The sequence below is a fragment of the Pseudomonas sp. T8 genome (assembly GCF_024610635.1).
Lineage (GTDB): Bacteria > Pseudomonadota > Gammaproteobacteria > Pseudomonadales > Pseudomonadaceae > Aquipseudomonas > Aquipseudomonas chlororaphis_I.
Genome location: NZ_CP102374.1, coordinates 1,944,655 through 1,957,830, shown reverse-complemented (window position 1 = coordinate 1,957,830; position 13,176 = coordinate 1,944,655). Strand labels below are relative to the sequence as shown.

General features: G+C 60.0%; 12 protein-coding genes and 4 tRNA genes. 14 read left to right on the top strand and 2 right to left on the bottom strand.

Annotated elements, in window-relative coordinates:
• Positions 1-46: 46 nt before the first annotated feature.
• A complete protein-coding gene (locus NRG23_RS08615; protein ID WP_257374361.1) occupies positions 47-706 on the bottom strand; it encodes an aminopeptidase P family protein in 660 nt (219 codons plus the stop codon).
• A 230-nt stretch (positions 707-936) separates the two neighbouring features.
• Between NRG23_RS08615 and truA the strand changes: the two genes are divergently transcribed.
• From truA to NRG23_RS08555, 12 genes are all read left to right on the top strand, one after another.
• Complete coding sequence (truA, locus tag NRG23_RS08610) at positions 937-1,761, top strand: tRNA pseudouridine(38-40) synthase TruA (RefSeq protein WP_016704910.1); 825 nt, start codon at positions 937-939, stop codon at positions 1,759-1,761.
• A 64-nt stretch (positions 1,762-1,825) separates the two neighbouring features.
• Positions 1,826-2,449: a phosphoribosylanthranilate isomerase gene (locus tag NRG23_RS08605; protein WP_016704909.1), complete on the top strand. Its 624-nt coding sequence runs from the start codon at positions 1,826-1,828 to the stop codon at positions 2,447-2,449.
• A gap of 268 nt (positions 2,450-2,717) precedes the next feature.
• Complete coding sequence (gene accD, locus NRG23_RS08600; protein ID WP_257374360.1) at positions 2,718-3,638, top strand: acetyl-CoA carboxylase, carboxyltransferase subunit beta; 921 nt, start codon at positions 2,718-2,720, stop codon at positions 3,636-3,638.
• A complete protein-coding gene (gene folC, locus NRG23_RS08595; protein ID WP_257374359.1) occupies positions 3,635-4,942 on the top strand; it encodes a bifunctional tetrahydrofolate synthase/dihydrofolate synthase in 1,308 nt (435 codons plus the stop codon). Before accD ends, folC begins: the two co-directional genes overlap by 4 nt.
• Positions 4,926-5,606 carry an SPOR domain-containing protein gene (locus NRG23_RS08590; RefSeq protein WP_257374358.1) on the top strand — a complete coding sequence of 227 codons (681 nt, stop codon included), beginning with the start codon at positions 4,926-4,928 and terminating at the stop codon, positions 5,604-5,606. Before folC ends, NRG23_RS08590 begins: the two co-directional genes overlap by 17 nt.
• A 98-nt stretch (positions 5,607-5,704) precedes the next feature.
• Complete coding sequence (locus tag NRG23_RS08585; protein WP_009048107.1) at positions 5,705-6,262, top strand: CvpA family protein; 558 nt, start codon at positions 5,705-5,707, stop codon at positions 6,260-6,262.
• A 41-nt stretch (positions 6,263-6,303) separates the two neighbouring features.
• Entirely contained in the window at positions 6,304-7,809 is a 1,506-nt protein-coding gene (purF, locus tag NRG23_RS08580; RefSeq protein ID WP_009048108.1) for an amidophosphoribosyltransferase, read from the top strand.
• A 33-nt stretch (positions 7,810-7,842) separates the two neighbouring features.
• Positions 7,843-9,054 carry an O-succinylhomoserine sulfhydrylase gene (locus NRG23_RS08575; protein WP_009048109.1) on the top strand — a complete coding sequence of 404 codons (1,212 nt, stop codon included), beginning with the start codon at positions 7,843-7,845 and terminating at the stop codon, positions 9,052-9,054.
• A 5-nt stretch (positions 9,055-9,059) separates the two neighbouring features.
• Positions 9,060-9,827, top strand: coding sequence for an SDR family oxidoreductase (locus tag NRG23_RS08570; protein ID WP_373922259.1), 768 nt, complete (start codon positions 9,060-9,062; stop codon positions 9,825-9,827).
• A 159-nt stretch (positions 9,828-9,986) separates the two neighbouring features.
• A tRNA-Val gene (locus tag NRG23_RS08565) sits at positions 9,987-10,062 on the top strand.
• Between the two features lie 59 nt (positions 10,063-10,121).
• Positions 10,122-10,198: transfer RNA gene (locus NRG23_RS08560), tRNA-Asp, on the top strand.
• A 101-nt stretch (positions 10,199-10,299) separates the two neighbouring features.
• Positions 10,300-10,376, top strand: a tRNA-Asp gene (locus NRG23_RS08555).
• Between the two features lie 210 nt (positions 10,377-10,586).
• On the opposite strand, the gene NRG23_RS08550 is transcribed toward NRG23_RS08555, so the two are convergent.
• A complete protein-coding gene (locus NRG23_RS08550) occupies positions 10,587-11,870 on the bottom strand; it encodes an FAD-binding oxidoreductase (RefSeq protein WP_257374356.1) in 1,284 nt (427 codons plus the stop codon).
• A 183-nt stretch (positions 11,871-12,053) separates the two neighbouring features.
• Between NRG23_RS08550 and NRG23_RS08545 the strand changes: the two genes are divergently transcribed.
• Together NRG23_RS08545 and NRG23_RS08540 are read left to right on the top strand one after the other, a co-directional pair.
• Positions 12,054-12,130, top strand: a tRNA-Val gene (locus NRG23_RS08545).
• A gap of 468 nt (positions 12,131-12,598) precedes the next feature.
• Positions 12,599-13,075, top strand: a complete 477-nt coding sequence (locus NRG23_RS08540) for a DUF3757 domain-containing protein (RefSeq protein WP_257374355.1) — start codon at positions 12,599-12,601, stop codon at positions 13,073-13,075.
• Positions 13,076-13,176: the final 101 nt, after the last annotated feature.

Sequence of the window (13,176 nt, the reverse complement as noted above, 5' to 3'; positions counted from 1 at the left end):
CGAGGCTGCCGTTTTTGTTTCCGGGTCAATGACAGTGCTTGTGCTGTCAGGCCAACAGGTCTTCGTAGAAGGCGCCGAACGGCCGGGCAGGGTGGGCGATCTGGATTTCCAGAATCCACAGGCCGACGTTGGGGCACGCCTCGAAGTTGCCCAGGTCGCCCGCTCGATAAATGGCATGGGGGAAGTCGCTGACCCGGTGCCCCTTGATCTCCAGATTCAGCACCCAGCCCATGGCGCTCGCCTGTTCTTCGGCATAGCGATACAGGGCGGGGCCGGCCACCTTGTGCTCGCTCCAGTGATCGCGGACCCGTTCGAACAGGGTTTGGGCTGCCGCGGCGCAGGCTTGCATCTCGGGATCGTTGCCGGTGATGAAGGTCGCGCCGCAATCGCCTTCGTGGCGGTCCCAGACCACCCCCAGGTCGATAAAAAAGATGTCATTGTCACCCAGTGCCGGATCGCCTTCGGAGCGTTGCTTGAAGGTCTTCAGGGTGTTTGCGCCAAAACGCACCAGCGCCGGGTGCCAGATTCTGTCCATGCCCAGCTCTGCAAGCACCTCCAGCCCCAGCGCGCGAGCCTGGGACTCGAGCATGCCTGGCTGGATGCGTGCGGCTATCTGGGTGATGGCTTCCCAGGTCTTGTGCTTGGCGTGAAGCATGCCCTGCAGGGTATAGGCGAGGCCCACGGCCTCCTTGTTGATGGCGGTCATTGGTCAGGTCCCGGTCGAGTGGATTTATGCTTATCGCTATATATTTGTCTATATAGCGTTGGTCCCGGTTTTCACGCAATCCTGTTTACGCCCGCCGGCGCATAATCGGCAAACCTCAACTAAAAGCGGGCCGCGCATGGCGTCTGTCTGCGCGCGCCTTATAATGGCCGCCTTTGCGCATATCAGCAGGCTGTAAGTTCTTGGCAAATATAGATAACGCGGCCGCCGAAATGGCGGCCGCAGGCTTTTTCAGAATCGCGTTGGGTGTCGAATACAAGGGCTCGCGTTATCGCGGCTGGCAGCGTCAGGCTTCCGGTGTCCCGAGTGTCCAGGAAACCCTCGAAAAGGCGCTGTCCCGGGTGGCGGATTCGCCGGTGCTGCTGTCTTGCGCCGGGCGTACCGACGCCGGCGTGCACGCCTGCGGGCAAGTGGTGCACTTCGATACCCAGGCCGAGCGTTCGATGAAGGCGTGGGTGATGGGGGCCAATATCAACCTGCCCCACGACATCAGTGTGAGCTGGGCCAAGGTCATGCCGGCGCATTTTCATGCGCGGTTCAAGGCGATTGCCCGCCGCTATCGCTACGTGATCTACAACGACCAGATCCGTCCGGCGCACCTGAACGAGGAAATCACCTGGAACCACCGCCCGCTGGATGTCGAGCGGATGGCCGAGGCTGCCCAGCATCTGGTGGGCACCCATGATTTCAGCGCATTCCGCGCCGGGCAGTGCCAGGCCAAGTCGCCGATCAAGGAAATCCACCATCTGCGGGTCACCCGGCACGGCAAGATGATTGTCCTGGATATCCGCGCCAGCGCGTTCCTGCATCACATGGTGCGCAATATCGCCGGGGTGCTGATGACCATCGGCGCGGGCGAGCGTCCGGTCGAGTGGGCCAGGGAAGTGCTGGAGAGCCGGATTCGCCGCACGGGCGGGGTGACGGCGCATCCTTTCGGGCTGTATCTGGTGCAGGTCGAGTACCACGATGAGTTCGAATTGCCCGAGCGATACATCGGGCCACATTTCCTCACCGGCTTCTCGGAACTTGACGGCTGACGCCCGGAAAAGCATTTGCTACCATCCGGGACTTTCCCCGGATTTGCCCTGAGGTTTAAACGACATGTCAGCCGTTCGCAGCAAAATTTGTGGGATTACCCGCATTGAGGATGCGCTGGCGGCGGTCGAGGCCGGGGCCGATGCCATCGGGCTGGTGTTCTACGCCAAGAGCCCGCGGGCGGTGAGCGTCCAACAGGCGCGGGCAATCATTGCCGCGCTGCCGCCGTTCGTGACCACCGTGGGCCTGTTCGTCAATGCCAGCCGCTGCGAGCTGGGCGAGATCCTCGATGCAGTACCGCTGGACCTGTTGCAGTTTCATGGCGATGAAACGCCGGCGGACTGCGAGGGCTATCACCGGCCCTACATCAAGGCGCTGCGAGTCAAGGCCGGCGACGATATTGCCGGCAGTTGCGCAGCATATGCGCGGGCCAGCGGCATTCTGCTCGATACCTATGTCGAGGGCGTGCCCGGTGGAACCGGCGAAGCCTTCGACTGGTCACTGGTACCGCAAGGCTTGAGCAAGCCGATCATCCTGGCCGGTGGCTTGACTGCCGAGAATGTCGGCCAGGCGATAGCACAGGTTCGCCCGTACGCGGTGGATGTCAGCGGTGGGGTGGAGCAGAGCAAGGGCATCAAGGATCACGCAAAGATTCGCGCATTTATGCAGGCCGTTCGCGGCAGCTGTTAGTCGATGTGACGGCTGGCAGTCTGCCGCCGTCCATAACACCACTGTACAAAACAGGCCGGCACCGTCGCTGGGCGGGCCGAAATCGAAGTGGCAACCGCTCTATCCGGGGGTTGCCGGGATGGCTGAGGAGCCGTTCGGTACAGGCAGGTCAAGCTCGCGCTGACCGCGGTAGCGAACAGATCATCGCCGCACACATGAATTTAGCTCAAGGGCATACGCGGGGCCGCGAACCAGAGCGTTCGGGCCGCCGGTACTGGAGAAAGAAAGCATGAGCAACTGGTTAGTAGACAAACTGATCCCTTCGATCATGCGTTCCGAGGTGAAGAAAAGCTCGGTGCCTGAAGGTCTGTGGCACAAGTGCCCATCCTGCGAGGCGGTGCTGTATCGTCCGGAGCTGGAAAAGACCCTGGACGTTTGCCCCAAGTGCAACCATCACATGCGCATCGGCGCTCGCGCCCGCATCGACATTTTCCTCGACGCTGAAGGCCGTACCGAACTGGGTGCCGACCTGGAGCCGGTAGACCGTCTGAAGTTTCGCGACGGCAAGAAGTACAAGGATCGCCTGACCGCGGCCCAGAAGCAGACCGGTGAAAAGGACGCGCTGATTTCCATGAGCGGTACCCTGCTGGGGATGCCGGTGGTGGTATCGGCGTTCGAATTCTCCTTCATGGGCGGTTCCATGGGCGCCATCGTCGGCGAGCGTTTTGTGCGTGCTGCCAACTACGCGCTGGAAAAGCGTTGCCCGATGGTCTGCTTCTCCGCTTCCGGCGGTGCTCGGATGCAGGAAGCGCTGATCTCCCTGATGCAAATGGCCAAGACCTCCGCGGTGCTGGCGCGTCTGCGTGAAGAAGGGTTGCCATTCATTTCCGTGCTGACCGACCCGGTCTACGGTGGCGTTTCCGCCAGTCTGGCGATGCTGGGCGACGTGATTGTCGCCGAGCCCAAGGCCCTGGTCGGTTTCGCCGGTCCACGCGTGATCGAGCAGACCGTGCGGGAAAAACTGCCGGAAGGTTTCCAGCGCAGCGAGTTCCTGTTGGAGCATGGCGCCATCGACATGATCATCCCGCGCCAGGAACTGCGTCCGCGCCTGGGCAACCTGCTGGCTCAACTGATGGGCTTGCCGACGCCTGAGTTCGTGGCTGCGCCCGTCGAAGCGATCGTGGTGCCACCGGTGCCTGCAAACATATGACCGAACGTACCCTTGGCGACTGGCTTGCCTACCTTGAGCAGTTGCATCCGTCAGCCATCGACATGGGGCTGGAGCGCTCGCAAGAAGTAGCGTCCCGCATGGGATTGGGCAGGCTGGCGCCTCGGGTCATCACGGTGACCGGTACCAACGGCAAGGGTTCTACCTGTGCGTTCGTGGCGTCCTTGCTGCGAGCCCAGGGGCTGAAGGTCGGTGTCTACAATTCTCCCCATCTGTTGCGCTACAACGAGCGCGTGCAGATCGATGGCGTCGAAGCCAGCGATGCCTCGCTGTGCGAGGCCTTTGTCGCGGTCGAGGCCGGGCGCGGTGAAATTTCCCTGACCTATTTCGAGATGGGCACTTTGGCGGCCTTCTGGCTGTTCCAGCGCGCCGGTCTCGATGCGGTGGTGCTGGAAGTCGGCCTGGGCGGGCGCCTGGATGCGGTCAACCTGGTGGATGCCGATCTGGCGCTGGTCACCAGTATCGGCGTCGACCATGCCGATTACCTGGGCGACACCCGTGAATCCGTGGCCTTCGAGAAGGCCGGCATTTTCCGCCAGGGCGCGCCTGCGCTCTGTGGTGACCTGAATCCCCCTCAACCCCTGCTGGATAAGGCGCGTGAGCTGAGCTGCCCGTTCTTCCTGCGCGGTCGTGATTTCGACCTGGGGATTACCGAGGCGAACTGGCAGTGGCGTGGTCTCGATGCGCAGGGCAATGCCGTCGAATTGCGGGATCTGCCGTTGCTCGATCTGCCCATGGAGAACGCTGCGCTGGCCTTGCAGGCCTATTTGCTGCTGGGGCTGCCTTGGCAGGCCGAACGCATCGCCGAAGCCTTGCAGCAGACGCGAGTGGTGGGGCGCCTGGATCGCCGCCAGTTCGAATGGCAGGGCAAGCGCCTGAACCTGTTGCTGGATGTCGGGCACAATCCCCATGCGGCGGAGTATCTGGCTGAACGCCTGATGCGTCGACCTGTGGCGGGCAAGCGCCTGGCGGTATTCGGCCTGTTGGCGGACAAGGATCTGGAGGGCGTGGTTGCCCGTCTGGATGCCTGTGTCGAGCATTGGGCGGTGGCGCCGCTGGATTCTGCCCGCGCGCGTCCCGTTGCGGATTTGCAGGCGGCACTGGAGAACCTTGGGGCTTCGGTAACGTCTCACGAGAGTGTCGCCGCTGCCTTGGAAGGGCAGTGTGCGCAGGCTACGGCCGAAGACGAGATTCTGCTGTTCGGATCTTTTTATTGTGTTGCCGAGGCGCTCGAGTGGCTCGCTCGGCGCTCCACGGAGGAAGCTGCACATGGCTATGCTGGATAACGTCTACAAGCAGCGAATGGTTGGGGCCCTGGTTCTGGTGGCGTTGGCGGTGATTTTCCTGCCGATGCTGTTTTCCCGCGAAGATGAGCAGCGGCATGTCAATGTCGAGGCGCCGGCAGCACCTCAGGCCCCCGCGGTAACCCAGATCCAGGTCGAGCCTGTGGCGGTGCCCGAGCCACAGGCGTTGCCACAAGAGCCGGTACCCACCGATGAAGAGGTGGCCCAGCAGGCCACGCCTTCGATGCCGATTGCTCCAAGTGCCCCTGTTTCAGCTCCAGCCCCGACTCCGGCGCCGCCGCCAGTCGCTGCGAGCAAGCCAGTGGCTCCACCGCCTGCACCCGCGCCCAAGCCGGCTCCGGCCCAGCCGATTGCCGCGGCGCCAGCCAAGCCCGATGCGACCCCAAGCCGTGTCGATGCGAATGGCCTGTCGGTCAGTTGGTCGGTGCAACTGGCCAGCCTGTCCAGTCGGGAAAGTGCTGAAAACCTCCAGAAAACCTTGCGCAGCCAGGGTTACAACGCCTATATCCGTTCCGCCGATGGCAAGAACCGGGTATTCGTTGGTCCGTTGATCGAGCGGGCCGAGGCAGACCGCCTGCGCGATTTGCTGAGCCGTCAGCAGAACCTCAAGGGTTTTGTCGTGCGCTTCCAGCCTGAACGCGGTTAAGGCTATCGCCTTGATTTGCAAAGCACAGTGAATCGCAGCTTACCGACGGCCATGCGCTCTGTTAAAATGCGCCGCCTTATCCGTCTGTAGGCTGCACTGTGCCATTTACCTGGGTTGACTGGGCGATCGTTGCAATCATCGCCATCTCCGCTTTGATCAGTTTGAGCCGCGGCTTCGTCAAAGAAGCGCTGTCGCTGCTTACCTGGATCGTCGCAGGAGTCGTTGCCTGGATGTTTGGTGGCTCTCTGTCCGAATACCTCGGCGGATACATCGAGACTCCCTCGGCTCGCGTGATCGCGGGCTGTGCCATCATGTTTGTCGCCACTTTAATCGTGGGCGCAATGATCAATTATCTTATCGGCGAATTGGTTCGCGTCACCGGGCTATCCGGGACCGATCGATTCCTGGGCATGGCCTTCGGCGCGGCGCGTGGCGCGTTGCTGGTGGTCGTGGCAGTCGGGCTATTGAGCCTGGGGCCGGTACAACAGGATTCCTGGTGGCAGCAGTCGCGACTGGTGCCACAATTTCTATTGGTTGCAGACTGGTCAAAAAACCTCATATTGGGGTGGAGCAGTCAGTGGTTGGCCAGCGGTATCAGCGTACCCGCTGAAATACCGTTCAAGGAACAACTCTTACCGGCCAAAACGCCTCAGTAAGATGTGTTCAGTTCAGTTTCATTAAGTAGGGGTTGCGTCGCATGTGTGGCATCGTCGGTATCGTCGGTAAGTCGAACGTCAATCAGGCGCTGTATGACGCGCTAACCGTCCTCCAGCACCGCGGCCAGGACGCTGCCGGTATCGTGACCAGCCATGATGGCCGGTTATTCCTGCGCAAGGACAACGGCCTGGTCCGTGATGTTTTCCATCAACGGCACATGCAGCGCCTGGTCGGTCACATGGGTATCGGCCATGTGCGTTATCCGACCGCTGGCAGCTCGACTTCGGCCGAAGCTCAACCGTTTTACGTCAACTCGCCTTACGGCATTACTTTGGCGCATAACGGTAACCTGACCAACGTTGAACAGCTGGCCAAGGAGATCTACGAATCTGACTTGCGCCACGTCAACACCAATTCCGATTCGGAAGTCCTGCTCAACGTCTTCGCTCACGAGCTGGCCCAGCGCGGCAAGCTGCAACCGACCGAAGAAGACGTGTTCGCCGCCGTGACCGACGTGCACAACCGTTGTGTTGGCGGTTATGCGGTAGTGGCCATGGTCACCGGTTATGGCATCGTCGGTTTCCGCGACCCTCACGGTATTCGCCCGATCGTTTTCGGTCAGCGTCACACCGACGAAGGCGTCGAGTACATGATCGCCTCCGAAAGCGTGTCCCTGGATGTGCTGGGTTTCACCCTGATCCGCGATCTGGCGCCGGGCGAAGCGGTCTACATCACTGAAGACGGCAAGCTGCACACCCGCCAGTGCGCGACCAATCCGAAACTGACTCCATGCATCTTCGAACACGTCTACCTGGCGCGTCCGGACTCGATCATCGACGGTGTGTCGGTGTACAAGGCACGCCTGCGCATGGGTGAGAAGCTGGCCGAGAAGATCCTGCGCGAGCGTCCGGATCACGATATCGACGTGGTCATCCCGATTCCGGATACCAGCCGCACCGCAGCGCTGGAGCTGGCGAACCACCTGGGCGTCAAGTTCCGCGAAGGCTTCGTGAAGAACCGCTACATCGGCCGGACCTTCATCATGCCGGGCCAGGCTGCGCGGAAAAAATCCGTGCGCCAGAAACTCAATGCCATCGAGCTGGAGTTCCGCGGCAAGAACGTGATGCTGGTGGATGACTCGATCGTGCGCGGCACCACCTGCAAGCAGATCATCCAGATGGCCCGTGAAGCCGGTGCGAAGAACGTCTACTTCTGCTCCGCGGCGCCTGCCGTGCGTTTCCCGAACGTATACGGCATCGACATGCCGAGCGCTCACGAGCTGATCGCCCACAATCGTTCGACTCAGGATGTGGCCGATCTGATCGGCGCCGACTGGCTGATCTACCAGGATCTGCCTGACCTGATCGAAGCGGTCGGTGGCGGCAAGATCAAGATCGAGAGCTTCGACTGCGCGGTATTCGATGGCAAGTATGTCACCGGCGACGTCGACGAGGCCTACCTGAACAAGATCGAAAACGCACGTAACGATGCCTCCAAAGCCAAGACCCAGGCGGTCAGTGCGATCATCGATCTGTACAACAACTGATTTAGAGCACTAAAGACATAAGGAGTAGGCGGCATGAGTCAGGATTGGGATGCCGGTCGGCTGGACAGCGACCTTGATGGCGTAGCTTTCGATACCCTGGCCGTGCGCGCCGGCCAACACCGTACCCCGGAAGGGGAGCACGGTGATCCGATGTTCTTCACCTCCAGCTACGTGTTCCGTACGGCCGCCGATGCGGCCGCGCGGTTCGCTGGCGAGGTGCCGGGCAATGTCTATTCCCGCTACACCAACCCGACCGTGCGAGCGTTCGAAGAGCGCATCGCCGCCCTGGAGGGCGCCGAGCAGGCCGTGGCCACGGCCACCGGCATGGCGGCCATTCTCTCGGTGGTCATGAGTTTGTGCAGCGCGGGCGATCATGTCTTGGTTTCGCGCAGTGTGTTTGGTTCGACCATCAGCCTGTTCGAAAAGTATTTCAAACGCTTCGGTATCGAGGTCGATTACGTGCCCCTGGCGGACTTGTCCGGCTGGGATGCGGCAATCAAGGCCAATACCAAGTTGCTGTTCGTTGAATCGCCGTCCAACCCGCTCGCCGAGCTGGTGGATATCGCTGCGCTGTCCGAGGTGGCTCACGCCAAGGGCGCGATGCTGGTGGTCGACAACTGTTTCTGCACCCCGGCACTGCAGCAGCCGCTGAAGCTGGGCGCGGACGTGGTGGTGCACTCGGCAACCAAGTTCATCGACGGCCAGGGTCGTTGCATGGGCGGTGTGGTGGCTGGCCGCAGCGAACAAATGAAAGAAGTGGTGGGTTTCCTGCGTACCGCGGGGCCGACCCTGAGTCCGTTCAACGCCTGGATCTTCCTCAAGGGCCTCGAAACCCTCAACCTGCGTATGCGCGCCCATTGTGCCAACGCCCAGGCCCTGGCCGAATGGCTGGAGCAGCAGGACGGCATCGAGAAAGTGCACTACGCCGGTCTGCCAAGCCATCCGCAATACGAGCTGGCCAAGCGTCAGCAGCGTGGTTTCGGTGCGGTGGTGAGCTTCGAGGTCAAGGGTGGCAAGGAAGGGGCCTGGCGTTTTATCGACGCCACTCGCCTGATCTCCATTACCGCCAACCTGGGCGATAGCAAGACCACCATCACTCACCCGAGCACCACCTCTCACGGTCGTCTGGCGCCGCAAGAGCGTGAAGCGGCGGGCATTCGTGACAGCCTGATTCGTATCGCTGTCGGCCTTGAGGATGTGGTGGACCTGCAAGCCGACCTGGCGCGCGGCTTGGCAGCCTTGTGATCGAGTTGTCCGAACAGCAGAGCATTGCCAACGGCCGCGTCGCGCTGGTGACTGGCGCGGCACGCGGTATCGGCCTGGGCATTGCCGCCTGGCTGATCAGCGAGGGCTGGCAGGTGGTGTTGACCGATCTGGACCGCGTGCGCGGCTCCCAGGTGGCCAAGGTCCTGGGTGACAGCGCCTGGTTCATCGGCATGGATGTGGCGGATGAAGCGCAGGTCGCGCTGGGGGTCGCCGAAGTGCTGGGGCAGTTCGGGCGCCTCGATGCGCTGGTGTGCAATGCGGCGGTCGCCGATCCACGCAACATCACCCTGGAAAGCCTCGACCTGGCTTACTGGAATCGGGTGCTGGCGGTGAACCTCGGCGGTCCGATGCTCCTGGCCAAGCATTGTGCGCCGTATTTGCGCGCTCATGGCGGAGCCATCGTCAACCTGGCATCTACCCGTGCCCGGCAATCGGAACCCGACACTGAAGCCTATGCGGCGAGCAAGGGCGGCCTGCTGGCCTTGACCCATGCATTAGCCATGAGTCTGGGGCCGGAGATTCGGGTCAATGCGGTCAGTCCTGGCTGGATCGATGCGCGGGATCCGGCGGCGCGTCGGGCCGAACCTTTGAGCGATGCCGATCATGCCCAGCATCCTGCAGGCAGGGTAGGGACGGTCGAAGATGTGGCGGCGATGGTGGCGTGGCTGTTGTCGAAGAACTCCGGTTTTGTCACTGGCCAGGAGTTCGTGGTCGACGGCGGCATGAGCAAGAAAATGATTTATCGCGATTGATGGCATGTGAAGGGCGTAGCGAGCGCGGCTTGAGGTCGCCGGCGTTGTTGATCCCTTTTGCAGGCATTGTCGTGATTTTGTCTTTTTCAGAAAAACTTCAAGCAGGGTATTGACTTAGCATCGGTATCTGCGTAAATTTCGCGGCCTCAACGAAGCAAAGGGTGATTAGCTCAGCCGGGAGAGCATCTGCCTTACAAGCAGAGGGTCGGCGGTTCGATCCCGTCATCACCCACCACTTCTTGAGTGTCTTTCGAAAGAAAGGCGGAGGCTTCCACGGAAGCATCCAACCGACGCGCAGCGGTAGTTCAGTCGGTTAGAATACCGGCCTGTCACGCCGGGGGTCGCGGGTTCGAGTCCCGTCCGCTGCGCCATATTTTCCAGATCAGGGATTCCTGCTCTGAGATTGAAAAGCCTCGAAGCTTTCCAGTCAGACGATTTAAACGGTTCACATGGACGCAAGTCCAAGCGATACGCAGCGGTAGTTCAGTCGGTTAGAATACCGGCCTGTCACGCCGGGGGTCGCGGGTTCGAGTCCCGTCCGCTGCGCCATATCTACTTGAGGGAGCACTGAACGCCCTCAGGTGACGAAGGAGCCATAGGCTCTTCGGATCGATAGCAAAGACCCTGGTCGAAAGACCGGGGTTTTTTGTTTTCGCACTCCGCTTTTTCTGTGCCGTTCAGGCAGTCGATATTTCCCCTCTGCAAAGCTCAAAAAAACCGCCTTATGGGCGGTTTTTTATTTGGAGAGGGGCAGGGTTATCAGAATCCCAGCTTGTCCCGCAGGCTGTAATACCAGGCGCCCATTGCAGTGAATGGAGTGCGCAACAGCTGGCCGCCAGGGAAGGGGTAGTGCGGCAGCTCGGCAAAGGCGTCAAAACGCTCTGCCTGGCCGCGCAGGGCCTCTGCCAGTACCTTGCCCGCCAAGTGGGTGTAGGTGACGCCATGGCCACTGCAGCCCTGGGAGTAGTAGATGTTGTCGCCCAGGCGTCCGACTTGCGGCAGGCGCGACAGGGTCAGCAGGAAGTTGCCGGTCCAGGCGTAGTCGATCTTCACATCCTTGAGTTGCGGGAAGGCCTTGAGCATCTTCGGTCGGATGATGGCTTCGATATTTGCCGGGTCGCGAGCGCCGTACACCACGCCGCCGCCAAAGATAAGGCGCTTGTCGGCAGAAAGGCGGTAGTAATCCAGCAGATAGTTGCAGTCCTCGACACAGTAGTCCTGGGGGAGAAGACTTTTTGCCAGCTCATCGCCCAATGGTTCGGTGGTGATGACCTGGGTGCCGCATGGCATCGATTTGGCGGCCAGTTCCGGCACCAGGTTGCCCAGGTAGGCGTTGCCCGCGACTATGACGAACTTGGCCCTGACTTTGCCTTGTGGGGTATGTATCACCGGATTGGCGCCGCGTTCGATGCGCACTGCAGGGGATTGCTCGTAGATAACACCGCCCAGGGACTCCACGGCTGTCGCTTCACCCAGTGCGAGATTGAGTGGATGGATATGCCCGCCGCTCATGTCGAGCATGCCGCCCTGATACAGGTCACAGGCGACGACTTCGCGAATGCGACGCTGATCCAGCAATTCCAACTGGGTGTGGCCGTAGCGCTCCCACAGGCGCTTTTGCGACTCCAGGTGGCCCATCTGCTTGCTGGTGATGGCGGCGAACACTCCGCCATCCTTCAAGTCGCACTGGATTTGATACTTGGCGACCCGCTCACGAATGATCCTGCCGCCTTCGAAGGCCATCTGGCCAAGCAATTGAGCCTGCTTGGGGCCGACACTGCGTTCAATCACATCAATGTCGCGGCTATAGCTGTTGACGATCTGCCCACCGTTACGCCCGGAAGCGCCGAAGCCAACCCTGGCCGCTTCCAGGACGGTGACTTTAAAACCGTTCTCAAGCAGGAACAGGGCGCTGGAGAGGCCGGTGTAGCCGGCACCGATCACGCAGACATCGGTTTCCACATCATCTTGCAGCAGCGGGCGGGCTGGAGCAGCGTTGGCTGACGCCGCGTAATACGACTGTGGGTAAGGAGTGTTCGCCATCCTGCAACCTCTGTTTAATATTCTTGACGATTGCGTGGATCCTACCTGAGTTGAAAAACGCCTACCAGCCATCGAAAAATCTTCTTGGCAGACTCAAAAAATAAAAATTTGCATATTCAGAGGGTTAGCTGCAAAAAAGGTGTTGACACCCCTCCGGAATTCCGTAGAATGCCGCCTCACAGCAGGCACGTAGCTCAGTTGGTTAGAGCACCACCTTGACATGGTGGGGGTCGTTGGTTCGAGTCCAATCGCGCCTACCAAACAAAATCCGCTCTGCTGGGCGGTCTGAAAGGGCTCACCGAAAGGTGGGCCCTTTTTTGTTGCCTGCGGTTTTCAAAGCCTTTGCAAAACCCTCCCACTCAAAAGGCCAAATCGGCACCCGTCTCCAGGTACGCGATCTCTTTTTTGGTGCGCCTCTCCTGATAGTGTCCTGTCATCTTCTCGTCGGCATGGCCATCAGGGGCTGGATATATTCCTGTGGGAATTTCTGCTGTTCGTACAGCAATGCTCCTCAGGCATGAATCTCATGAAGAGCAGGGTGCTCACCGGCTGGAATGTGGTCATACGTATGTGCGGCATCCCTGTTCTGCTGACCACCACGGTCAAGTGCGTCGGCGTGGAGACCGCTGGTCTTAAGAGAAGAATCTAATACTTTAGGAATCGTCCTACATTCTAAAATTGTCCTAGCTGATAGAACTTTCCCTCTGATATTTATGAGGGAATGGAACGTGTTGAGATTGTTGGGTTGGATGTTGCTGTGTTCACAGCTGTTTACATTCGTGCATGCCGCGCCCGGTAGCAATTACTTCAATATCCCTGACTGGTCAGGTGACCAGGAATCATGTCCTTCGCCACGAGATATCAAGGGCAAGATGGGGGTTTTTAGCGCGCCAGCCAAGAGTGAGGGTGCTGAATGGGTAGGTGTGTTGGTGGATGGTGTCATGGAAGCCGTTACCAACTTCGAGAAAAGCTATTTTGTACTGACTCACCAAGGTGTCGATAAAGTTGGCTTTATAAATAACTGTATCTACGTGACCTCCGGGGGTAGATATTTGAATATGCATCTTGATCTCGGCAGCAATTACAAGCAGGTCATGTGGATTGGGAACTCGTTGTCATGGAAAGAGTCCCGAGACTTCTCCTCATCCACGATCCTGGAATGCACTGATACCTATAGAGATGCATGCAGTTTTTACTTGAGGTAAATGTCTCTGTTTGTATGGATAGGCTTTGCCGTTCTTCGAGTCGCCGACATGCTTGCTCCCTCCAGGCGATGCCGTTGTCTTCTTGGCATCCTTAATGCTTA

What these genes read in the sequence shown, in the direction of transcription:
- NRG23_RS08575 (WP_009048109.1), top strand. Translation starts at nt 7,843, where the DNA reads ATGAGTCAGGATTGGGATGCCGGTCGGCTGGACAGCGACCTTGATGGC.
- purF (WP_009048108.1), top strand. Translation starts at nt 6,304, where the DNA reads ATGTGTGGCATCGTCGGTATCGTCGGTAAGTCGAACGTCAATCAGGCG.
- NRG23_RS08550 (WP_257374356.1), bottom strand. Translation starts at nt 11,870, where the DNA reads ATGGCGAACACTCCTTACCCACAGTCGTATTACGCGGCGTCAGCCAAC.
- accD (WP_257374360.1), top strand. Translation starts at nt 2,718, where the DNA reads ATGAGCAACTGGTTAGTAGACAAACTGATCCCTTCGATCATGCGTTCC.
- NRG23_RS08605 (WP_016704909.1), top strand. Translation starts at nt 1,826, where the DNA reads ATGTCAGCCGTTCGCAGCAAAATTTGTGGGATTACCCGCATTGAGGAT.
- NRG23_RS08615 (WP_257374361.1), bottom strand. Translation starts at nt 706, where the DNA reads ATGACCGCCATCAACAAGGAGGCCGTGGGCCTCGCCTATACCCTGCAG.
- truA (WP_016704910.1), top strand. Translation starts at nt 937, where the DNA reads ATGGCGGCCGCAGGCTTTTTCAGAATCGCGTTGGGTGTCGAATACAAG.
- NRG23_RS08590 (WP_257374358.1), top strand. Translation starts at nt 4,926, where the DNA reads ATGGCTATGCTGGATAACGTCTACAAGCAGCGAATGGTTGGGGCCCTG.
- folC (WP_257374359.1), top strand. Translation starts at nt 3,635, where the DNA reads ATGACCGAACGTACCCTTGGCGACTGGCTTGCCTACCTTGAGCAGTTG.